Raw genomic sequence first — 20,666 nt, forward strand, 5'->3', positions numbered from 1 at the left:
CCTGCAGAGATCCGGCCCGCATCATCGCAGTCCCATCCCGGTCGATCCGAGATCGGCGACCACCTCGTGCAGTGGTCGCCCGACCGGACCGACCGCCAGTAGACCTCGGATCGTCGCCGTGAGGACTATCGTCGAGAATCCTTCGTGGTCGAATTCCGGAAGGTCGCGATGGGCCTCACCCAAGCGTTCGTCGGTGCTCAGCCGTTCGGCGACGTCGTCGCGTTGCTGCCGGAGCCCCGAGATACGCTCGAGCTGCGCTTCCTCGGCGACCGCGAAGTTGATCGCGGCGCTCGCCACCGCACTCGCCAGTGCGACCGCGACGTCGGGTGTGTACCCGCGGCGCACGAGAGCCTCGACCTCGCTCACCATCAGCCGCTGCCCCGCTTCCCCACGCGGGAAGAGGGTCTGCATGTAGGTTCCCAGGCCCGCATGGGCAAGAACGAACGCGCGTAGCTGCAGACCGAACGACAGCAGGTGCCGTTCGATGTCGTGCTCCGGATCGTCATGCAGAACGAGATCGCCGAGCAGACTCTCCCCCCACGACGAGTTCGAGTCCCCAGCGACCGTCCACGTGGCGGTACAGCGCCGTTGTGGAGACGCCGAGTTCCGCGGCGACAGCGTTGAGGCTCAACTGTCGCAGCCCGATCGCTCGACCGACACGGATGATGTCCTCCATGTCGATCTTGCGTACACGTCTGCGGACGCCGGCCACCCCGCTCGTTCCTCCGGTCACCTTAAGTTAGACCCCATAACTTAAGGAACTATAGGTGTGGCTTCAGGGAACGACAAGTCGCCGATTCGTTCTCGGCGGGCTGCACCGGGCGAACGGCCCGGCGGCCGAGCTTCGCTCTCGCCGCGAACCTGCTCAGCGCGCATCCGCCGGCGGACGACCGAACCGGTCCGCGACGTCGGGGCTCACCCCAGGTGACGTCCGAGCAGTTCCCGGAAGGACGGCCCGTCCGTGCGGACCGCGTTTCCCGACACGCGCGGCCGTCCGGCGGGCACGGCGTCCGAGAACCCGCGGGGTGATCCCGTGCTGCGGGTGATCTGCTCGGCGAGTTCGTCCGCCGCCCTGCCGATCCGCCCCTTCAGTGCCGTGGCCGCCTCGCCTGTTCCGAAGTCGTCGGTGGTGGCGAAGACGCCGGTGGGCACGACGAGCGCACGCAGATAGCTCAGCAGCGGCCGCATCGCATGGTCGAGGACCAGTGAGTGTCGGGCGCTACCCGCGGTCGCGGCGAGCAACGTGGGCACACCGGTGAGCGTGTCCGGATCGAGCGCGTCGAAGAACATCTTGAACAGACCCGAGTAACCGGCGGCGAAGACCGGGGTCACCGCGATCAGGCCGTCGGCAGTCGCGAGTTGTTCACGGGCTCGTGCGACCGCTGCGGTAGGGACACCGGCGGTGAAGGTGGTGGCCAGATCCATCGCGAGGCTGCGTAATTCGATGACCTCGGTTTCCGCGTCGTCTCCGCGCGTGCCGACCGCGACACGAGTGGCCTCGGCGATGCGGTCGGCGAGCAGACGGGTGGTGGACGGCTCGGCCAGGCCACCGCTGACGACGACGATACGGCGGGTCATCGGGCGTCCACCTCTTCCGGCACGAGGTCGACGCGGGCCGGGATCACCTGACGGTGCGCCGAGTCGGCTCCCTGCGCGGCGAGCGTGCTGTGTGTGGGCGGGTCGGACGGCACGTGGGCGGGGCGGCGGCGTTCGAATTCCGCTCGCAGTACCGGCACGACCTCCCGGCCGAGGATCTCGATCTGCTCGAGCACGACGTCGAGCGGCAGGCCGGCGTGGTCCATGAGGAACAGCTGACGCTGATAGTCGCCGGCGTAGTCGGCGAAACCGAGCGTGCGTTCGACGACCTGCTCGGGTGTGCCGACGGTCAGCGGTGTCATCGTCGAGAAATCCTCGAGCGACGGGCCGTGGCCGTAGACGGGGGCGTTGTCGAAATAGGGACGGAAGATCCGTTTCGCCTCGGCCTCGGTCTCCGCCATGAACACCTGGCCACCGAGCCCGACGACGGCCTGGTCTGCGGCACCGTGACCGTACTGCTCGAACCGCTGCCGGTAAAGAGCAATCATCTGCTGGATGTGTTCCTTGTTCCAGAAGATGTTGTTGTGGAAGAAGCCGTCGCCGTAGAAGGCGGCCTGTTCCGCGATCTCGGACGAACGGATGGAACCGTGCCAGACGAAGGGCGGGGTGTCGTCGAGCGGCCACGGGGTGGAGGTGTAGCCGTGCAGCGGTGTGCGGAACTTGCCCTCCCAGTCGACGACGCGTTCGCGCCAGAGCCGTCGCAGCAGGTGGTAGTTCTCGATGGCGAGCGGGATGCCCTGCCGGATGTCCTTGCCGAACCACGGGTAGACCGGTCCGGTGTTCCCGCGTCCCATCATGAGGTCGACGCGGCCGCCGGACAGGTGCTGGAGCATCGCGAAGTCCTCGGCGATCTTCACCGGGTCGTTGGTGGTGATGAGGGTGGTCGCGGTCGAGAGGATGAGCTTCTCGGTCCTCGCGGCGATCCAGCCGAGCATCGTCGTCGGCGAGGACGGGACGAAGGGGGGATTGTGGTGCTCGCCGGACGCGAAGACGTCCAGGCCCACCTCCTCGGCCTTCAGCGCGATCTTCGTCATCGCGACGATGCGCTCATGTTCGGTGGGGACCCGGCCCGTCGTGGGGTCGCGCGTGACGTCGCCGATGGTGAAGATGCCGAACTGCACGGTCGAACCTCCGTCAAGTAGTTGAACTGTCAACTATTCTAACGGGCGGGTCGCCCGGAAGATTCCCGGGCGGGTCTCCGCCCGGGATCCGGACCCCCTAGGCCGACCAGCCGGTGCTCTCGGCCCACTCCCACGCGTGGTGATGCGCCCGGTCGAACCACGGCGCCTTGAGCGCTGCGTAGGTGGCCGCCGCCTCGGCACGATCCGTCTTCTGCGACGCCCCGACTGCGGCATCGGCCTTGAGGTCGGCGTACTCGCGCTTCGCGGTGTCGACCGCGGACAGCCAGTCGCGCAGTAGCAACGCGAACTGCTGGGCGGGCCAGCCGTCCACCCGGACCGCCACCCGCGCCGGACGGCCGGGATCGGCGCTGCCGTGCAACCGCATCTCCCACACCGCCGGGTCGGTCTCTCCCCCGGCCCCGTAGGACGGTTTCGGATCGTCGGTCACCACATGGTCGATGCGCGGGAAGCCCGCAGCAGCCAAGGCGGGTGCGAGCGCATCGGCTGCCGCGAGATCGCCGACGGTGATCTGCAGGTCGATGACGTCGACGCCGGCCAGACCGGGCACCGCGGTGGAGCCCACGTGGTCGATACGCTTCGCCGCGCCCCCGGCTGCGAGGGCCAGCCGGGCGACGAGCCGCTGCGCCTGCCGATGCCATTCCTCGCGCGCGGGCACGAGAACCGGAGCCGCCTCGACCACCACACCGGTGCGCAGATTTTTCTCGAACGGCACCAGGCGATCGTTCCACAGCGTCCGGACCTGCTCGACCAGCACCTGCTGATCACCGGTGTTGTCGAGCCACACGTCGGCGACCTCGCGTCGCTGTTCCTCCGTCGCCTGCGCCGCGATCCGCGCGCGGGCGTCCGTCTCGGGCATGCCGCGCAGTTCGACGAGACGCCGGATCCGCTCCGCCTCGTCGGCGTGCACGACGGCGACGAGGTGGAAGGCCGGCGCCATCCCGCCCTCGACGAGCAACGGGATATCCTGCACGACCACCGCGTCGTCGGGCGCAGCGGCGACCAGCTCGGCGGTGCGGCGCCCGACCCGGGGATGGGTGATGGCGTTGAGAACCGCGCGCGCGTCCTCGCTGGCGAACGCCTTCGCGGCGAGGGCAGGACGGTCGAGGGTGCCGTCGGGCTGCAGGATGTCCTCACCGAAGGCGTCCACGAGCTCGGCGAGGCCCTCGGAGCCGGGAGCGACGATCTCCCGGGCGACGACATCGGAGTCGACGATCACCGCCCCGAGTTCGACGAGCTCCTTGGCGACGGTCGACTTGCCCGCGCCGATTCCTCCGGTCAACCCCATTCGCAGCACGTTGCCCAGTCTCGCATCACTACGTCACCGAGGCACCTTCGCGGTCCCTACGAGGCCTCGCGCATCGTCAGCCCCGACAGCGCGAGGACATACTCGCCCGCCTGTTCGTCGAAGTCGACGGTGTACACCGTCGGGTAGTAGCCGGTCCGCCGGTAGGACGACGGTTGTTTCACGATCTCCCGCAGGGACGGCTTCGTCGCCAACCACTCCCGCGTCATCATCGGCTCGATGAAGATGAACTCCCCGTCCCACGATCCGTTGAGCAGCATCTCGGTGAACTCGAAGGAGCCGGGGATCACGTCGTCCGCGGTGTCTGTCCAGTGCATGCCCATGAACGGCACGGTGTTCTCGACGGGTGGACCGGGTGGTGGGATGTATCCCTCCGGAACGTACTCGGGTTCGGGGAGCCGCGCCGCGCGCGCCGCGAAATCGGGTGCGGCCGGGTCCACCTCGTGGTCGGCGTCCGTCGTGTAGAAGTGCATGTCGAAATGGGGCGCGCCGTAGAGGATCTCCGGGTCGTGCCCGTTCGGGTTCCAGCCCAGCATCACGTGGTCTGAACCGGTGTCCGGAGCACCCGCGGGAAGAGCCGGCATGAGCATCGTCGTGCCGACGCCCGGACCCTCGGGAAGGCCGGTGAGCACGGACTCCGACATCCGGATACCGACCTCGCGCGGTCTCCCGCCGTGATCGACGACGATATATGCGCGGGAGATTCCCTCCCCCAGTTCGTTTTCCGGCCCGTAGAGGGTGGTGACACCGTGGTCGTGCCCTGCCGTCTCCGCACCCTCGGCGGTCGGGACGGATCCGTCGCTGCAACCCGCGATGGTCAGAACGGTGCAGGTGGAGAAGGCGAGTGCGGTGATCGATCGAGAAGTGCGCATTGCCTGCCTTGCGTGAGTGGATGGGTTCGCGGTGGGAGGTGTCGGTCTCATCGGGGTCGGCGCACGACCTGCCCGACGCGCAGCACACCGTGGGTGTCGTGCTCGTCGGCGAGAGCGCCGAGCCAGTGCGTGGTGTCGTCGTCGTAGGTCCGCGCGATGCGGTCCGGATCCGAGGTGGCGGTGAAGTTGGGCAGCGACGTGCCCGTGGCCCACGGTGCCAGTGCCCGATCGATGACCTGGATGTGCGCGACGACGACGTCGGCCGAGGGTGGCGCGAGGACGCCGCTGACGAAGAGGGAGAAGGCGGCGTCGCGGTGGCAGAAGGCGCTGCGATGCCGTGGTTCACGTGCCAGCGCTCCGCCGAGGAGCCGCATCTCGATGATGGTCTGCGGCGAGTGGGAACCAGGTCCCGCCACCGAGAGCAATACGTCGATCGCGTCGTGCGTCAGTTCGCGTGTCAGCGCACTGTGTTCGTGGACGGGCATCGGGTCGACCGGGTCGGCGTGCACTGCTCCCAGTGCCGTGTACGGCAGGGTGCCGATGCCGTCGAGGATCGGGGTCGCGACCGTGCGCAGCGCGCCGAGGATCTCCTCGGACTCGGCTTCGCCGGCGACGCTCGCGAAACGGACGGCCACGGTGGCGCGACCGGCCAGCGGTTCCGGGACTCCCGGCAGCGGTGGCAGTTGAAGGAAGGCCAGCGAGGTCGAACTGTGCTCGGGCAGGCCAGCGCACAGGTCCAGCCAGGCGTGCGCCACCGCGTCCGCGTCGGCGCCGTCGAAATACAGCGCGCCACCGTAGAAGTGCGGCAGGAGCACGAGATCGATCTCCACCGCGGTGACGATCCCGAGGGTCGCCTTGCCGCCGCGCAGGCCCCAGAACAGTTCGGCGTGCTGTTCGGAAGTCACCCGGAGCAGGTCTCCGTCACCGGTGACGAGATCGAAGGCCAGCACGTGGTCGGAGGAGAGTCCGTAGGTGCGGACCAATGGGCCGATGCCCCCGCCGGTGAGGAAACCGGCCACGCCGACGTGGGGTGCCGATCCGGCGAGCGGGGCCAGGCCGTGGGGTGCGGCGGCGTCGACGACCTGCTGCCACACCAGGCCGGCGCCGAGACGGGCGGTGCGGGTGTCGGGGTCGATCGAGCATTCGGTGAGGCGGCCGGTGTGCACGAGCAGCACATCGTCGCCGAGTGGCACGGCGCCGTGACCGGTGCGCTGCACGGCCACCTTCAGGCCGTGTTCGCCCGCGAACCGGACGGTGGCGCTGACGTCGAGGGCGTTCTCGACCGCGATCACCGCGCGGGGACGGACCGGCACCGCCACGTTCCACGGGGTTGCGACGTCGTAGCCGGGTTCGCCCGGAAGGGAGATCGATCCGGTGACCGCGGTACGGAGAGCGTCGATGGGGTCGGTGCCGACGGTGGGCGTCCGCTGGTTCATGTGCACTTCCTTTCGTCGCACTGGATGGGGTGCGACGAAAGAGTGCCGGGACCGGCTTGGCGGCTTCTTGCGGTGGCGCGGGCCGCCGTCCAAGCGGTCGCCAGGAACCGGTCAGGTGGGGATCGAGCGGGCGTAGGCGGCGAGTCCGAGCATGCCGGTGTGGGCCGCTTCGTCGGCGATCGCGGCGATCTCCCGGCTGCGTTCGGGCGCGTCCGGCCGCAGTTGGGCACGCAGTAACCGGCACCGCAGCAGCGTCGGGGGGCTCGATGTGCGGGTCGCGAGGTCCTCGGCCCGATCCAGCAGCGCCGCGGCGTCGTCGGTGCGCCCGAGCAGTGCCTGCAGGCGTGCGCAGACCTCCGCCACCGAACCGATCACCCCGACCTGTCCCACCGTCGCGATGCGATCGGTGAACGGATCGAGGAGCTCGAGGAACATCTCGGCGTAGTCGACGAGGGCGAGGTCGGCGACGACGCGCGCGATGAGTGTGCGATGCCCGAGGGTCGTCCAGGTGAAGGGTGCGCCTTTTGCCGCCCATTGTTCGATGTCGCGGATCACCGTCCCGGTGTCCCGACGGGCGCCGGCGATCGCGATGCTCCAGGAATCCGGTTCCACGGTGCCGGGATCCGCGTCGGCGAGGGTGCCGTACTCCCATTCGAGGGTGTTGGTGGCGAGGTCGGAGCTGCCCGCCGTGTACAGCTCGGTCTGCAGGTGGAACTGAGTGGCGGTGTCGTAGTGGCGCCGGGTCTCGGCGAAGTCGCCGTGCCATGCCGCGAGCGTCGCTTCCATCCATCGTAGTTGTACGCGCAGCACGGGCAGACGCAGCAGATCGCAACCGGCGATGCCCAGGCGGACGTGGGACGTCGCGGCGTCGACGTCGCCGAGGTTCGTCAGTGTCATGCTCGCAACGGCGTGGGCGATCACCTCGTCGAACCGGGCCTGCTGGTGCGGCAGTGCGAGGAGTTCGTCGGTGAGCCGGGCGGATTCGCGGCTGTGTGTCGCGACCCCCGAGTAGAGGAGGATGCGGCCCAGCAAGGCGTCGGCGACGACGTCCGGGTCGGCGAGTTCGCGTGCGATCTCCAGCGCGGTGCGGCTCATCCCGTCGGGGACGGACGAATCGGGGTGATAGCAACTGCCCACGGCGAGCGCCGCGAGTACCCGTGCGTGCGCCGCGCGGTCGGCCGCGACGAACGGTTCGAGTGCGGCGAGGCGGTCGAGGACCGGTCCCGGATCCTTGCCGTAGGACACCCACGGCCATGCACCGGCTGCGCGCAGCAGCGCTGCGGCCAGGCGACCGGCCGTCGACGTTCGGCCGTCCCGGACCGCGTCGAGCAGGCCCGCGTCGACGACGTCGAGTACGGTCTGGCCGCGCCCCGCCCGGGCGAGTGCCTCGACACGCGCGACGAGCAGATCGTCGCGATCGCCCGGGGATCGTTCCGCGGCGGGCAGCAGGTCGAAGGCCCGGACGGCATCGTCCCACCAGCGTGCCGCCTCCTCCGAGTTCCATCTCTCGGTGGCCTCGCGGGCGGCGATGACGCAGGCGTCGAGCACGACGCGAGCGTCGACGAGCGGCAGTGCCGCCATGAGATGCCGGGCTCGTCTGCCGGCACGATCCGGGTCGCAGGAGTCTGCCAGGACCTCCGCGACGCGTGCGTGCATGCGTTGGCGGCGGAGGGCGGGAATCGCCGCGAGGACCTCGTCGCGGAGCAATCCGTGGGCGAAGGCGTACCCCCGCAGTCCCGGATCGGCGACGATGATGCGCTCGTCGGCGGCGTCGTCGAGGTAGTCGGCGAGGGTGTCGGGATCGAGGCGCGTCGCACCGGTGAGGATGTCCATCTCGATGGTGTCGCCGACGACCGCGGCCACCCGGAGCACCTGCAGCACGGCCGGTTCCACCGCGGCGAGCCGCCGCGCGAGGACCGACCGGACCGCCATGGGGATCCCACCGTCGAGGCGTTCGTCCCGGGGAAGTCGCGCGTATTCGGACACGAACAGCGGGTTGCCGCCGGTGCGTTCGGCGAGCAGGCGCGCCTCGTCGGAATCGAGCGGCGCGCCGCTCACATGCCCGGCCAGGGCGGCGACCTCGGGTTCGGCGAGCGCCGGGACGTCGATGTGCCGGTTACCCTCGCCGTGCAGCACGGCGTCCACGAACCGCTGGACGCCGGGGGTCGTCTCCGAGTCGCGGAGTGTGCACACGATCCAGACACCCCGCTTGTGCAGGGCTCCCACGAGGTACAGCAGGCAACGCAGAGAGGTCGGGTCGGCCCACTGGATGTCGTCGAGCACGATGGTGAAGACGGGAGTCTGCGTCGCGGCCGTTTCGACGACGCCCAGAACCCGTTCGTAGACCGCGAAGCGGGCTTCGTCGGACTCCACTCCGGTGGGCGGGATCAGGGTGGTGTCGGCGTCGACGCCGAGTTCGCGCAGGATGCGCCGGATCGGCCACCAGGCGGGTGCTCCGTCGTCCTCGAGACACCGCGCCCACACGGTATTCCCGCCGATCGCGGCGGTCCGGGCGTCGCATTCCTCGGCGAGGCGGGTCTTGCCGATACCGGCGGGCCCGGTGAGGACGACCAAGCGGGTGGCGCCGGAGCGGACCTCGTCGAGCATGCGGTCGAGGACGCCGGTCTCGGAGGTGCGTCCGACGAAGATGCGTCCGGGGCCCGGCGCCGGGGTGGGTACGGGAATGGTGGGCGCGGCCGGTGTCGGAACCTCCTCCGCGCCCGTCCATCCCGGGGTTCGGGGCCACGCGGCGAGTCCCGGTTCGTGCCGGAGGATCGCGCCCTGCAAGTCGGTGAGTTCGGTGCCGGGCCGCAACCCCAGCTCGGTGTCCAGCCTTGTCTCGTGGACGCGGAACTGTTCGAGTGCTTCCGACGAACGCCCCGCTCGGTGCAGGGCGAGCATGCGCAGCCAGCAGGTGCGGTCGCGGAACGGGAACTCGCTGCACAGTTCGGTGGCGTCGACGAGAGCGGGCGCGAGGCGACCGAGGGCGAGCAGTGCGGTGATCCGGGTCTCGCGGCATTCGGTGCGCACCTCGTCGAAGGATGCCGCCGCGACCTCCACCCAGTGTTCGTCGCGCAGGTCCTCGAGGAGATGCCCCCGCACGGAGTCGAGGGCACGGTCGGCGGTGTCGAGTGCGAACTCCCATTCCCCGTTCTCGGCATGCCGACGGGCGGTCTCGGCGTCGTCGAGGAAGCGGGCCAGGTCGACCGACTCGGCCGGGATATCGAGGACGTAGCCGGGCGGCTGGCGCACGATCGGGGAGGCCGCACCGCTCTCCCCTCTCAGCACCCTGCGCAGATTGGAGATGTACGCCTGGATACTCGCCATCGCACTGGCAGGCGCCTCGTCCTGCCACAGGGCGTCGATCAGCCGGTCGGTGGAGACCACCCGCCCCCGGTTGAGCAGCAGGACGGCGAGGACCGCTCGCTGCTTGCGCGGCCCGAGATCGACCTGCGACTCCGACGAGGGCACCGCCGGATCGGCCGTCGACGCGACCCGGACCACCTCCAGCGGTCCGAGCAGTCGGTACATCATGTGGTGAGCCCCCTCGACCCCGGCCGAACTACGCGATCGTTGCAGTGTAAGGAGGTTTTCGCCGGGTGCGCGGCGACTTCTCATCCCGTCACGGCCGGGAGTTCGACCGTGTCGCTCTCGGCGTCCCCGAACACCGGTGCGGTCTGCGGCCGGGGACGCAGGCAGACTGCACACACCACGGTTCCGAGAGCCGCAACGAACGCCGCCGCCACGAGCGCCCCCTGCAGGCCCGACACGAAGTCCTGCGGTGATCCGCCGGGCAACAGCGACTCGGCCGGCAGGAACATCCCGAGCACCGCGACGCCGACGGCGATGCCGGTCTGACGGAAAGCGTCGTTGATACCGGCCGCGAGACCGGAATGCGCCGCGGTGCTCTCCCCGAGGACGATCCCGCTCATCGCCGGGTTGAACACGCCGGCGGCCGCGCAGGCCACGACGAGTCCCGGCAGCAGTACGTACTTCGAACTGTCCGCCTCGGCGACCGTCATCATGAGCAACCCGACGGCGACGAGCGCCAGTGAGCACGACAACGAGACCCACACAGGGACGACACGATCGAGTTTCGCCGTCGCACCGGCGACGACGAACATGGCGACGGTCGCGGGCAGGTACACCAGCCCGGCCTGCACCGGCGACAGCAGCAGGACGTTCTGCAGATACAACGTGGTGTAGACGAATACCGCGAACAACGACGCCGAGATGGCGAAGGCCGCGACCTGCGCTCCGACGAAGGCCCGGTTGGCGAGCAGGTACGGGGGCAGCATCGGTTCGGCGGTGCGCATCTCGTGCGCGACGAAGGCGACGAGGGCACCGACAGCGAGCACGAAGGCGATGACGGCCTGCGCATCGGACCACCCGATCTCGTGGCCACGCAGCACGGCGAACACGAACGCCCCACCGATGCCTTGCACTGCCCGGGCGAGATCGAGGACCCAGATCGTCGGTGCGAGGGCGCACAGGAGCGAGGCGCCCGTGAACCAGACGAGGCCGACGACGAACACTTGGCGGCGGCCGCGACGATCGGCCCACGACCCGGCGCCGAGGACGGCTGTGGCCAGGGCGAGGGTGTAGGCGTCGATCACCCACTGCAGTGAACTGACGCCCGCGTCGAGGTCGACGGCGATCGACGGCAGTGCGGTGTTGACGACGGCGATGTCGAGCATGAGCATCGCCGTCGTCACGCACACCACCAGCAGCGTGATCCGTTTCGTCGCGGTACTTCTCGCGGGGGTCGGTGTGGTCATCGAGAATCCTTCCGTGTCGAGGTGTGTGGACCTCGGACATGGTGCGCCGCGTCGCTTGGGACGAACCGGGTGTACTTCTTGGACGGCCGAGAGAACCGTCGACGTCTCCCCTCGGAGGGGCGCCGGGGATCACACATCGATCACGGCGGGGTCACGAGGCGGTCGCAACGCCGCTCGGAAACTGGACACACCCCCTTCTACCTGGGGTAAATGCGGAGAATTCGACCGACTGTCCGATATCGTCGTTGCGAAGCATCCGTCCCGGCTCGTCCGGAGCATTCGAGAAGGCAGGCCATGCGATCCTCCACCTCAACCACAGGTCGGCATCGCCTCGGCATGGAAAACGGTGTTCACTGCATCCTCATCCCCGAGGTCGCTGCCGCCCTCGCCGAGCACCGGCGGAACTGGTTCACCGCGCTGCTGACGAACGCGCGCCACAGCCACGCCGCGATGCGCAAGCGAGCGACGGCCCTACCCGCGCAGTGGGCCACTCCCGCCGTGGGATGAGCTCGCCGTGAGTTGAGCACCTGCTATCGACGACACACGAAGACCGGCCCCCTCCGATTCGGAAGGGGGCCGGTCCCGTTGTGGCCCGGGAGCCCTTGTGCCACAGCAACAATGACCCCCCGGAACGCGGACGACCCCGCACCGAACAGTGCGGGGTCGTCCGTCGAAGCGCTGTATCAGGCGTTACCCGACAGCTTCTCGCGCAGAGCGGCGAGCTGGGCGTCGCTCGCGAGCGATCCACCGGTGGTCTCCGGAGCCGCCTCGGCACCCGACTCGGAGGAGTAGTTGCTACCGGACACGCCGGCCGCAGCCTCGGCGGCCTCGTCGGCAGCCATCTTCTCGATCTGAGCGGTGTGCATCTTGTGGCGACGCTCGGCCTCCGCGTAGCGGGACTCCCACTCCTCACGCTGCTTCTCGTAGCCCTCGAGCCATTCGTTGGTCTCGGGATCGAAGCCCTCGGGGAAGATGTAGTTGCCCTGCTCGTCGTAGCTGTCGGCCATGCCGTACTTCGACGGGTCGAACTCGGCCGTGTAGTCCTCGTTCGCCTGCTTCAGCGACAGCGAGATACGACGACGCTCGAGGTCGATGTCGATGACCTTGACCATCGCGTCGTCGCCGACAGCAACGACCTGGTCCGGGACCTCGACGTGGCGCTCGGCCAGCTCGGAGATGTGGACGAGGCCCTCGATGCCCTCCTCGACGCGGACGAACGCGCCGAACGGAACGAGCTTGGTGACCTTACCCGGCACGATCTGACCGATCGCGTGGGTGCGGGCGAACTGACGCCACGGATCTTCCTGCGTCGCCTTGAGCGACAGGGAGACGCGCTCGCGGTCGAGATCGACGTCGAGAACCTCGACGGTGACCTCGGTGCCGACCTCGACGACCTCGGACGGGTGATCGATGTGCTTCCAGGACAGCTCGGAGACGTGCACGAGGCCGTCGACACCGCCGAGATCGACGAAGGCGCCGAAATTGACGATGGAGGACACGACGCCCTTGCGGACCTGGCCCTTCTGGAGCTGGTGCAGGAACTCGCTGCGAACCTCGGACTGGGTCTGCTCGAGCCATGCGCGGCGCGACAGGACCACGTTGTTGCGGTTCTTGTCGAGCTCGATGATCTTGGCCTCGATCTCCTTGCCGACGTAAGGCTGGAGGTCGCGGACGCGTCGCATCTCGACGAGCGACGCGGGCAGGAAGCCACGCAGGCCGATGTCGAGGATCAGGCCGCCCTTGACGACCTCGATGACGGTGCCCTTGACGGCCTCGTCCTTCTCCTTGAGCTCCTCGATCGTGCCCCAGGCGCGCTCGTACTGAGCACGCTTCTTGGACAGGATCAGACGGCCTTCCTTGTCCTCCTTGGTGAGAACAAGAGCCTCGACCTCATCGCCCACCGACACGACCTCGTTGGGGTCGACATCGTGCTTGATGGAGAGCTCGCGGGACGGGATGACGCCTTCGGTCTTGTAACCGATGTCGAGCAGCACCTCGTCGCGGTCGACCTTGACGATGGTGCCCTCGACGATGTCGCCATCGTTGAAGTACTTGATCGTGGCGTCGATGGCGGCGAGGAAATCCTCGGCGGAGCCGATGTCGTTGACGGCTACCTGCGGCGAGGTGACGGTGGTGGAGGCCATGTGTTGAGTTGCTCCGGACGGGTTGATAGTCGGTTGGTCAAATTCGGTCGGGCACGTGAAACACCCACTGCGATACGGCGATGTGCGAGTCACGGCGAGTTCCTCGTTCGAGCCTGGGGCCGAACTGCGGACACTCGCGATCACCAGGCTACGCGCTTCGAGGGGACCCGGGCAAACCGATATCGGGACCGCTCCCCCGCACCCGATAGGCTCACACCCATGCCGGGCTCCGCGAACCCCCCTTTTCCAGACCTTTCGGGCGTCCCGGAGGGAACCGACGACGAGGCCGCGCGGCACGCGGACGCCGAGACGATCCTCGGCGAGACCCGACCCACCCGGACCCGCCTCGGCTCCCTCGAGAGCGAACGCGCGAACCGGGTCTGGTGGGACGCCGACACCGACGACTACCACCGCACGCACGGCGAGTTCCTGGGCGTGGACTCGGCCGCCGGGGAGTTCGTGTGGTGCCCGGAGGGCCTGCACGAGGGCGATGTGCAGTTGCTCGGCCCGGTTGCCGGACGCGACGTCCTCGAACTCGGGTGCGGTTCGGCGCCGTGCGCCCGCTGGATCGCCGGGCAGGGTGCCCGGGCGGTCGGGCTGGACATCTCCATGGGGATGCTGCAGCGCGGACGCGCGGCGATGACCGGTTCCGGCCCGACGGTTCCGCTCGTACAGGCCGGCGCCGAGAACCTGCCGTTCGCCGACGGAAGCTTCGACATCGTGTGCTCGGCGTTCGGCGCGGTGCCCTTCGTCGCCGATTCCGCCCGGGTGATGCGCGAAGTGGCGCGGGTGCTGCGACCCGGCGGACGGTGGGTGTTCTCCGTGAACCACCCGATGCGGTGGATCTTCCCCGACGATCCGGGCGAACAGGGCCTGGTCGCGATGTTCCCGTATTTCGACCGGACCCCCTACGTCGAGGTGGACGCGACGGGCCGGGCGACCTACGCCGAGCACCACCGCACCGTGGGCGACCGGGTGCGCGAACTCGTCGCCGCCGGCCTCGAGGTCTACGACATCGTCGAACCCGAGTGGCCCGAGCATCTCGACCGCGAGTGGGGACAGTGGAGCCCGCTGCGCGGTTCGATCTTCCCGGGCACCGCCATCTTCTGCAGCCGCAAACCCACCTGATCCCGACTCACAGCAGCCGGGACAGGAACTCCCGGGTCCGGCTCTCCTTCGGGTCGGCCAGCACCTGGCGGGGATCACCGGCCTCGACGACCACGCCGCTGTCCATGAACACGAGCCGATCGGCGACCTCCCGCGCGAAGCCCATCTCGTGCGTGACGACGACCATCGTCATGCCGCCGTCGGCGAGATCGCGCATCACCGCGAGCACCTCGCCGACGAGTTCGGGGTCGAGGGCCGAGGTGGGCTCGTCGAACAGCATGAGCTTGGGATCCATGGCGAGCGCGCGGGCGATCGCGACGCGCTGCTGCTGGCCGCCCGAGAGCTGCGCGGGATAGGCGTCGACCTTGTCGGCCAGCCCGACCCGCGCGAGCAGGTCCCGGGCCTTCTCCACCGCCTCGTCACGCTTGAGCTTCTTCACGAGGATCGGCGCCTCGATGATGTTCTCGAGCACGGTGCGGTGCGGGAACAGGTTGAAGTGCTGGAACACCATGCCGATGTCGCGGCGCTGCTTCGCGGCGGCCCGCGGGTGCAGTTCGTACAGTTTCGAACCCCGTTCGGCGTAACCGACGAGATCGCCGTCGACGTACAGGCGACCGGCGTCGACGCGTTCGAGGTGGTTGATGCACCGCAGGAAGGTCGACTTGCCGGATCCGGACGGACCGATCAGGCAGGTCACCTGGCCGCGCCCCACCTCGAGCGAGATGCCCTTGAGCACCTTGACGGCGCCGAAACTCTTGCAGACCCGGTCGGCCCGCACCATCGGCGTCTCGACGGACGTCATATGTGTTCCTCCCCCGGTGCGCCGGGCTTCGGCGTCGGCTTGCCGGCCTCGGCGACCGGTACGTTCTGTGCGTCGGCGAGTGCCTGCAGCTGACGGGCCGTGAGCTGCCGGCTCAGGCCCTTCGAGTAGTGCCGCTCGAGGTAGTACTGGCCGATCATGAGCAGGCTGGTGATCGCCAGGTACCAGGTCGCGGCGACGAGCAGCAGCGGGATCGGCTGGAAGTTCGCACCCGAGATGTCGCGGGCACGGCCATACAGCTCGAGGCTGTAGGGCACGGCGGCGACCAGCGAGGTGGTCTTGAGCATGCTGATCAGCTCGTTGCCGGTCGGCGGGATGATGACCCGCATCGCCTGCGGCAGGACGGTGCGGCGGATGGTCTGCGACCACGACATGCCGAGCGCCGTGGACGCCTCCAGCTGCCCCTCGGGCACGGAGGTGATGCCGGCGCGCACGATCTCCGCCATGTAGGCCGCCTCGTTGAGTGCCAGGCCGATGACGGCGAACAGGAACGCCGCGTTCAGACCCTGCACGTCGATGTGGACGAACTGGTGGACGAACGGGATCCCGAGGTCGATCTGCTTGTAGATCGACGGGAACAGTCCCCACAGCACGAGTTGGACGTACACCGGGGTACCGCGGAAGACCCACAGGTACAGCCACGCGACGGAACGCAGCACGGGATTCGGGGACAGACGCATCACCGCGAGCACCACGCCGAGGACGACGGCGATGGCCATGGCGAGCACCGTCAGCTGCACGGTCTTCCACGCGGCTGCGGTGATGCGGGCGTCGAACAGGTACCGGGCGTAGATGTCCCAGCGGTAGGCCTCGTTGGTGGCCGCTCCCCAGGCGAACAACCCGAGTGCGATCAGGACGATCGCGCCGGAGATCCATCGTCCGGGATGTCGCAGGGGTACTGCGCGTATCGGCTCCGGGTCGTCCGGTCGCGGTTCCGCGGATCTCGCGGACGTGGACTCGCTCATGGTTCCCTTTCTCAGCTCGTCGCGCCGTTGATCTGCGAGGCGGTGATCGCGCCGTCCTCCATGCCCCAGCGCGCGGTGATCTCGTCGTACGCACCGGAATCGATGAGGTACTGCACTGCCTGCTGCAGTACGGGACCGAACGGCGACCCCTTCGCGACGACGAATCCGTAGGGCGCGGCGTCGAAGACCTCACCGGCCGGTTCGAGTCGTTCCTCGCTGCGGGCGATGACGTACGCCGTGACCGGCGAGTCGGCGGACAGTGCGTCCACCCGGCCGAGGATGAGGGCATTGGCAGCCTCGTCCTGGCTGTCGTACTTGACCTTGTCGATGGGCGGCAGCCCGCGGGCGACGCATTCCTCGCTCTTCGCGGGGACCTCCTCGAGGTCCTCGATGGTGGTGGTCTGTACCGCCACCCGCAGTCCGCACGCGTTGTCGGGGTCGACGGATTCGCCGGTGCGCTGCGCCCACTGCACTCCGGCGCTGTAGTAGGTGACGAAGTCGACCGATTCCTCGCGTTCCTTCGTGTCGGTGAACGACGACGAGCCCATCTCGAAGGTGCCCGCCTGGACGGCCGGGATGATCCGGTCGAAGTCGGCTTCGTTGAGCACCGCCTCGAGTCCGAGGACGTCGCCGAGGGCGTGGACGAGTTCGACGCCGAAGCCGACGATGGTGCCGTCGTCGTCCTTGAACTCGTTGGGGGCGTACGGGACGTTCACCCCGACCTCGAGGGTGCCGCCGTCGGCGATGTCGGGCGGCAACTGCCTCGCGATGGCGTCGACCTTCTCGACGGTGACTCGGTCGCCGGGCGGCACGGTCGATTCGCTGTTCACCACGCACCCGGTCGCGAAGGCAAGCACCGCCGCTCCCGCCGCCAGCCTGCTCAGGGTCCGGACACGACGACGCCCCCACGAGATCACGCGGCGGGTGTGCACTGCTCGATTCACAGTCGCACAGTATCCAACCAGGGAGGGGTCCGAATGCAAACCCGAAGCTCAGGCTTCGAGGCGGGCGATGACGGCGGCGGTGAACTCGTCCGTCGACGCGGTGCCACCGAGGTCGGCGGTCGCGACACCCGCCGCGACGGTCGCGCGCACGGCGTCCTCGATGGCGCGGGCGGCCGCGGAGAATTCGATGTCCGCGCGTGCACCGACACGGTCGAGAAGCATGGCGGCGGAGAGGATCAGCGCGATCGGGTTGGCGCGGCCCTGCCCGGCGATGTCGGGTGCGGCGCCGTGCGCGGCCTGGGCCATGGCCTTGGTGCGCGACGCGTTGATCGACGCCGCGGTACCGAGCGAGCCGGACAGTTCGGCGGCGAGGTCGGACAGGATGTCGCCGAACATGTTCTCCGTCACGATCACGTCGAACTCGGCGCCGCGGCGGACGAGCAGCGCGGCCATCGCGTCGACGTGCTGGTCGTCGACAGTGACGCTCGGGTAGAGACGACCCACTTCCTGGCACACGTCCCGGAACAGGCCGGTCGTGCTGGCGAGCACGTTGGCCTTGTGCACGATGGTCACGCGCTTGCGGCGACGCGACGCGAGGTCGAAGGCGGTGTGCGCGATGCGTTCACAGGCGGCGCGGGTGATCACTCCGACCGCGAGTGCGATGTCGGGTGTGGGCATGAACTCGTCGCTGCCGACGGCCATGTTCCGGTCGGCGTAGAAACCCTCGGTGTTCTCCCGGACGACGACGAGATCCATCTTCGGTGACACCGACGCCGCTCCCGGCAGTGCGCACGCCGGCCGGATGTTCGCGTACAGGTCGAAGTGCTTGCGGATCCGACCGCCCGGAGTGAGCTGACCCCGGAACTCGGGTGGGTACGAGGCGCTGTCGTGCGGGCCGAGGATCCACGCGTCGAGCTCGGCGAGGGTGTCGAGGGTGACCTGCGGCAGCGGGCTGCCGTGCGTCTCGATCGCGGAGGCACCGACGGGCAGCGGCACCCAGTCGACCGCGACCCCGGCTGCCGCGACGGCGGTGTCGACGATCCTGCGGGTCGCCGGCACGATCTCGGGACCGATGCCGTCCCCCTCGAGAAGTCCGATGCGATGGGTCTGAAGCGTTGCGGTGTCGTCGGTCACCCGGTCATCATTGCCTACCGTGGTCCAGTCGGTGGAACTCCTCCTCGACGCCCCGCTCGACACGGCGGTGCGCGACGAGTGGACCCGGCTGCTCGACGCCGGCCTGCACAGTCAGGGACGCGTCCGTTCCGAATCCAACCGTCCGCACGTGACGCTGTTCGTCGCCCATGCCCTGCCGGACGAACTCGAGGACGCGCTGCGGGCCACCATCACGGTCCGGCGGATCACCCTCCGGCTCGGTGGCGTGGTGATCTTCGGTGGCCGGTACGCGACGCTCGCCCGCACGGTCGTGCCGTCGATCGAACTGCTCGAACTCCAGGCGCGGGTGTTCGAGGTGCTCTCGGAGTGCCCCGGCATCCCCGCACACATCCGGCCGGGCGAGTGGACGCCGCACGTCACCCTCGCACGGCGGGTGCCGGCCGCGCGCATCGGTACCGCGGTCCTGGCGGCGCAGACGCCGGAGCGGCAGCTGACCGGATCGAGTGCAGGAGTGCGGCGCTGGGACGGCGAGGCCAAGCGGGAGTGGCTGCTCACCTGAGCAGCGGGACGGTGCGCCGTTCAGAAACGGTAGTCGCCGAACTGCGTCACTTCCATATGGGTGTCGGGCGTGCGTCCGGTGAGGGCCAGCACGTCGAGGAGGAGAAAGACCGCCAGAAGTACGAGGACCAGCAGGATCATGCTTCGAGCCTGCCGCGCCGGGGTCCCACCCGACAGTGGCAGAGCCGTCGGAGAACATCGATTTTCTGCCACCACGGTGTCACACTGGGTTGCGTGTCCGGAACACCTGGAACCACCGGCCGGCTCGAGAAGGTGGTCGTCCCCGTCCTTCCCTACGTCGAGACCTTCGAACTCGGCGTGGCGTGCGAGGTGTTCGGCTTCGACCGCTCCGACGACGGCCTGCCGACCTACGACTTCCACCTCGTCGCCGCGACCTCCGATCCGGTGCGCACCCGCTTCGGCTACACCATCGAGGTGCCTCACAGGCTCGATCTCCTCGACGACGCCGACCTGATTCTCCTGCCAGCGGTGAACAGCGACGGCATCGCGCTCGACGACGGGCGCCTCGAACCGTTGTTCGCGAAACTGCGGGCCGCCGTCGACCGCGGCGCGCGCGTGGCGAGCATGTGCACCGGGGCGTTCATCCTCGGTGCGGCCGGGTTGCTCGACAGGCGTCGCTGCACGACCCACTGGATGCACGCCGACCGTCTCGCCCGGACCTATCCGACGGCGCAGGTCGACCGGGACGTGCTCTACGTCGACGACCATCCGGTCCTCACCGCCGCAGGCACCGCGGCCGGCATCGACCTGTGCCTGCACATCGTCCGCTCCGCCCAGGGAGCCCAGGTCGCCAACACGATCGCCCGGCGCATGGTGGTGCCACCGCACCGCGACGGTGGGCAGGCCCAGTACGTCGCGATGCCACTGCCCGAATGCAAGGACGAGTCGCTCGCGCCGTTGCTCGACTGGATGAGCGAGCACCTCGACCGGGAACTCCCGGTGGCCGCACTGGCGCAGAAGGCGCACATGTCGGCGCGGACCTTCGCGCGGCGGTTCGTCGCCGAGGTTGGGGTCACGCCCGCGCGCTGGCTCCGCGATCAGCGGGTCCTGGCCGCGCAGCGCCTGCTCGAGGAGACCGACCTTCCGATCGACGTGGTGGCCGACCGCGTCGGTTTCGGCACCGCTGCGGTGCTGCGCCAGCATTTCCTGCGCCTGCGGCAGACCACTCCGCAGGCCTACCGACGGACCTTCCGGCGGTCCGTCGAACCGGTCGGCGTGTGACGCGTCCCTCGATCGGCATCTCCCGACGACACCCCCGGATCGGACACGTCACGTAGCGTGGCAGAAGGAACCCCGTCACGACGCGTGACGGCGGGAACGAACGGGAAGAAACAGCGGCGGCCGGATGTTGGACCCGTCGACACGCCCGACCGAAAGGATTTCCGTGGCAACCAAGGCTCTCACCCAGCAGGACTTCGACGAGGTCGTCACGAGCAATGACATCGTGCTCGTGGACTTCTGGGCCGACTGGTGCGGCCCCTGCAAGCAGTTCGCGCCCACCTTCGAGGCATCGTCGGACAAGCATCCCGACGTCGTGCACGCGAAGGTCGACACCGAGGCCGAGCAGGCCATCGCGGCGGCGGCGAACATCCGCTCGATCCCCACGATCATGGCGTTCCGCGAAGGCATCCTCGTCTACAACCAGGCCGGTGCTCTTCCGCCCGCCGCTCTCGAGGATCTCGTCTCGCAGGTCAAGAGCCTCGACATGGACGATGTGCGCAAGCAGATCGCGGAGGCTGGCGCCGAGCAGAGCTGACCCACTCGTCGCGTCGACGGCGCCCGTCCCCGGTGATCCGGGGGCGGGCGCCGTCGTACGTACGGTGTGTGTACCTGCGGCCGGTGTCCCTGCGACTCGGTGTCCCCGCGA

19 protein-coding genes are annotated in these 20,666 nt (G+C 69.0%); 5 read left to right on the plus strand and 14 right to left on the minus strand.

Annotated features, from left to right (window positions below; translation table 11 throughout):
* Positions 1-21 precede the first annotated feature (21 nt).
* The 9 genes from K3M35_RS26070 to K3M35_RS06205 form a co-directional block, all read right to left on the minus strand.
* Entirely contained in the window at positions 22-411 is a 390-nt protein-coding gene (locus K3M35_RS26070; protein ID WP_259443682.1) for a hypothetical protein, read from the minus strand.
* Positions 412-502: 91 nt separating this feature from the next.
* Entirely contained in the window at positions 503-712 is a 210-nt protein-coding gene (locus K3M35_RS26075) for a hypothetical protein (protein WP_308257060.1), read from the minus strand.
* A 203-nt stretch (positions 713-915) separates the two neighbouring features.
* Positions 916-1,578: an FMN reductase gene (locus K3M35_RS06175; RefSeq protein WP_217579723.1), complete on the minus strand. Its 663-nt coding sequence runs from the start codon at positions 1,576-1,578 to the stop codon at positions 916-918.
* Positions 1,575-2,717, minus strand: a complete 1,143-nt coding sequence (locus K3M35_RS06180) for an LLM class flavin-dependent oxidoreductase (protein ID WP_019289657.1) — start codon at positions 2,715-2,717, stop codon at positions 1,575-1,577. Before K3M35_RS06180 ends, K3M35_RS06175 begins: the two co-directional genes overlap by 4 nt.
* 97 nt (positions 2,718-2,814) lie before the next feature.
* On the minus strand, positions 2,815-4,032 hold the full coding sequence (gene coaE / locus K3M35_RS06185) for a dephospho-CoA kinase (RefSeq protein ID WP_220666157.1): 1,218 nt from the start codon (positions 4,030-4,032) through the stop codon (positions 2,815-2,817).
* A gap of 47 nt (positions 4,033-4,079) precedes the next feature.
* Positions 4,080-4,913: a DUF5602 domain-containing protein gene (locus tag K3M35_RS06190; RefSeq protein ID WP_064060160.1), complete on the minus strand. Its 834-nt coding sequence runs from the start codon at positions 4,911-4,913 to the stop codon at positions 4,080-4,082.
* Between the two features lie 47 nt (positions 4,914-4,960).
* The gene (locus tag K3M35_RS06195) at positions 4,961-6,349 is read right to left on the minus strand and encodes an FAD-binding oxidoreductase (RefSeq protein WP_217579720.1); all 1,389 of its coding nucleotides are present in this window, start codon (positions 6,347-6,349) and stop codon (positions 4,961-4,963) included.
* 111 nt (positions 6,350-6,460) lie between these two features.
* A complete protein-coding gene (locus tag K3M35_RS06200; RefSeq protein WP_220666158.1) occupies positions 6,461-9,883 on the minus strand; it encodes a BTAD domain-containing putative transcriptional regulator in 3,423 nt (1,140 codons plus the stop codon).
* Between the two features lie 80 nt (positions 9,884-9,963).
* Entirely contained in the window at positions 9,964-11,127 is a 1,164-nt protein-coding gene (locus K3M35_RS06205) for an MFS transporter (RefSeq protein ID WP_220666159.1), read from the minus strand.
* Positions 11,128-11,421: 294 nt separating this feature from the next.
* Between K3M35_RS06205 and K3M35_RS06210 the strand changes: the two genes are divergently transcribed.
* Positions 11,422-11,634 (plus strand): hypothetical protein, encoded by a 213-nt coding sequence (locus K3M35_RS06210; protein WP_016934979.1) that lies wholly within the window; start codon positions 11,422-11,424, stop codon positions 11,632-11,634.
* Between the two features lie 176 nt (positions 11,635-11,810).
* Here K3M35_RS06210 and rpsA read toward each other — a convergent pair whose 3' ends face one another.
* Complete coding sequence (gene rpsA / locus K3M35_RS06215) at positions 11,811-13,271, minus strand: 30S ribosomal protein S1 (protein ID WP_006554003.1); 1,461 nt, start codon at positions 13,269-13,271, stop codon at positions 11,811-11,813.
* A gap of 219 nt (positions 13,272-13,490) precedes the next feature.
* Between rpsA and K3M35_RS06220 the strand changes: the two genes are divergently transcribed.
* Entirely contained in the window at positions 13,491-14,399 is a 909-nt protein-coding gene (locus tag K3M35_RS06220) for a class I SAM-dependent methyltransferase (protein ID WP_006554004.1), read from the plus strand.
* A gap of 7 nt (positions 14,400-14,406) precedes the next feature.
* On the opposite strand, the gene K3M35_RS06225 is transcribed toward K3M35_RS06220, so the two are convergent.
* The 4 genes from K3M35_RS06225 to K3M35_RS06240 form a co-directional block, all read right to left on the minus strand.
* A complete protein-coding gene (locus K3M35_RS06225) occupies positions 14,407-15,180 on the minus strand; it encodes an amino acid ABC transporter ATP-binding protein (RefSeq protein ID WP_308257061.1) in 774 nt (257 codons plus the stop codon).
* Positions 15,177-16,163: an amino acid ABC transporter permease gene (locus tag K3M35_RS06230; RefSeq protein WP_006554006.1), complete on the minus strand. Its 987-nt coding sequence runs from the start codon at positions 16,161-16,163 to the stop codon at positions 15,177-15,179. Before K3M35_RS06230 ends, K3M35_RS06225 begins: the two co-directional genes overlap by 4 nt.
* Positions 16,164-16,174: 11 nt before the next feature.
* A complete protein-coding gene (locus K3M35_RS06235) occupies positions 16,175-17,047 on the minus strand; it encodes an ABC transporter substrate-binding protein (protein WP_170318567.1) in 873 nt (290 codons plus the stop codon).
* A 108-nt stretch (positions 17,048-17,155) separates the two neighbouring features.
* Positions 17,156-18,241: an isocitrate/isopropylmalate dehydrogenase family protein gene (locus tag K3M35_RS06240; RefSeq protein WP_220666160.1), complete on the minus strand. Its 1,086-nt coding sequence runs from the start codon at positions 18,239-18,241 to the stop codon at positions 17,156-17,158.
* Between the two features lie 19 nt (positions 18,242-18,260).
* Between K3M35_RS06240 and K3M35_RS06245 the strand changes: the two genes are divergently transcribed.
* From K3M35_RS06245 to trxA, 3 genes are all read left to right on the plus strand, one after another.
* Entirely contained in the window at positions 18,261-18,779 is a 519-nt protein-coding gene (locus tag K3M35_RS06245) for a 2'-5' RNA ligase family protein (RefSeq protein WP_033097659.1), read from the plus strand.
* Between the two features lie 233 nt (positions 18,780-19,012).
* Complete coding sequence (locus tag K3M35_RS06250) at positions 19,013-20,020, plus strand: GlxA family transcriptional regulator (protein ID WP_170318564.1); 1,008 nt, start codon at positions 19,013-19,015, stop codon at positions 20,018-20,020.
* A gap of 163 nt (positions 20,021-20,183) precedes the next feature.
* Positions 20,184-20,555: a thioredoxin gene (gene trxA, locus K3M35_RS06255; protein ID WP_220666161.1), complete on the plus strand. Its 372-nt coding sequence runs from the start codon at positions 20,184-20,186 to the stop codon at positions 20,553-20,555.
* Positions 20,556-20,666: the final 111 nt, after the last annotated feature.

Origin of the sequence: Rhodococcus sp. DMU2021, from assembly GCF_019641445.1 — a bacterium.
Lineage (GTDB): Bacteria > Actinomycetota > Actinomycetes > Mycobacteriales > Mycobacteriaceae > Rhodococcus > Rhodococcus pyridinivorans.

Excerpts from the sequence above, each read along its gene's own strand:
- K3M35_RS26070 (WP_259443682.1), bottom strand. The coding sequence starts at position 411 with ATGCAGACCCTCTTCCCGCGTGGGGAAGCGGGGCAGCGGCTGATGGTG.
- K3M35_RS06175 (WP_217579723.1), bottom strand. The coding sequence starts at position 1,578 with ATGACCCGCCGTATCGTCGTCGTCAGCGGTGGCCTGGCCGAGCCGTCC.
- K3M35_RS06190 (WP_064060160.1), bottom strand. The coding sequence starts at position 4,913 with ATGCGCACTTCTCGATCGATCACCGCACTCGCCTTCTCCACCTGCACC.
- K3M35_RS06195 (WP_217579720.1), bottom strand. The coding sequence starts at position 6,349 with ATGAACCAGCGGACGCCCACCGTCGGCACCGACCCCATCGACGCTCTC.
- K3M35_RS06200 (WP_220666158.1), bottom strand. The coding sequence starts at position 9,883 with ATGATGTACCGACTGCTCGGACCGCTGGAGGTGGTCCGGGTCGCGTCG.
- K3M35_RS06205 (WP_220666159.1), bottom strand. The coding sequence starts at position 11,127 with ATGACCACACCGACCCCCGCGAGAAGTACCGCGACGAAACGGATCACG.
- K3M35_RS06210 (WP_016934979.1), top strand. The coding sequence starts at position 11,422 with ATGCGATCCTCCACCTCAACCACAGGTCGGCATCGCCTCGGCATGGAA.
- rpsA (WP_006554003.1), bottom strand. The coding sequence starts at position 13,271 with ATGGCCTCCACCACCGTCACCTCGCCGCAGGTAGCCGTCAACGACATC.
- K3M35_RS06220 (WP_006554004.1), top strand. The coding sequence starts at position 13,491 with ATGCCGGGCTCCGCGAACCCCCCTTTTCCAGACCTTTCGGGCGTCCCG.
- K3M35_RS06225 (WP_308257061.1), bottom strand. The coding sequence starts at position 15,180 with ATGACGTCCGTCGAGACGCCGATGGTGCGGGCCGACCGGGTCTGCAAG.
- K3M35_RS06230 (WP_006554006.1), bottom strand. The coding sequence starts at position 16,163 with ATGAGCGAGTCCACGTCCGCGAGATCCGCGGAACCGCGACCGGACGAC.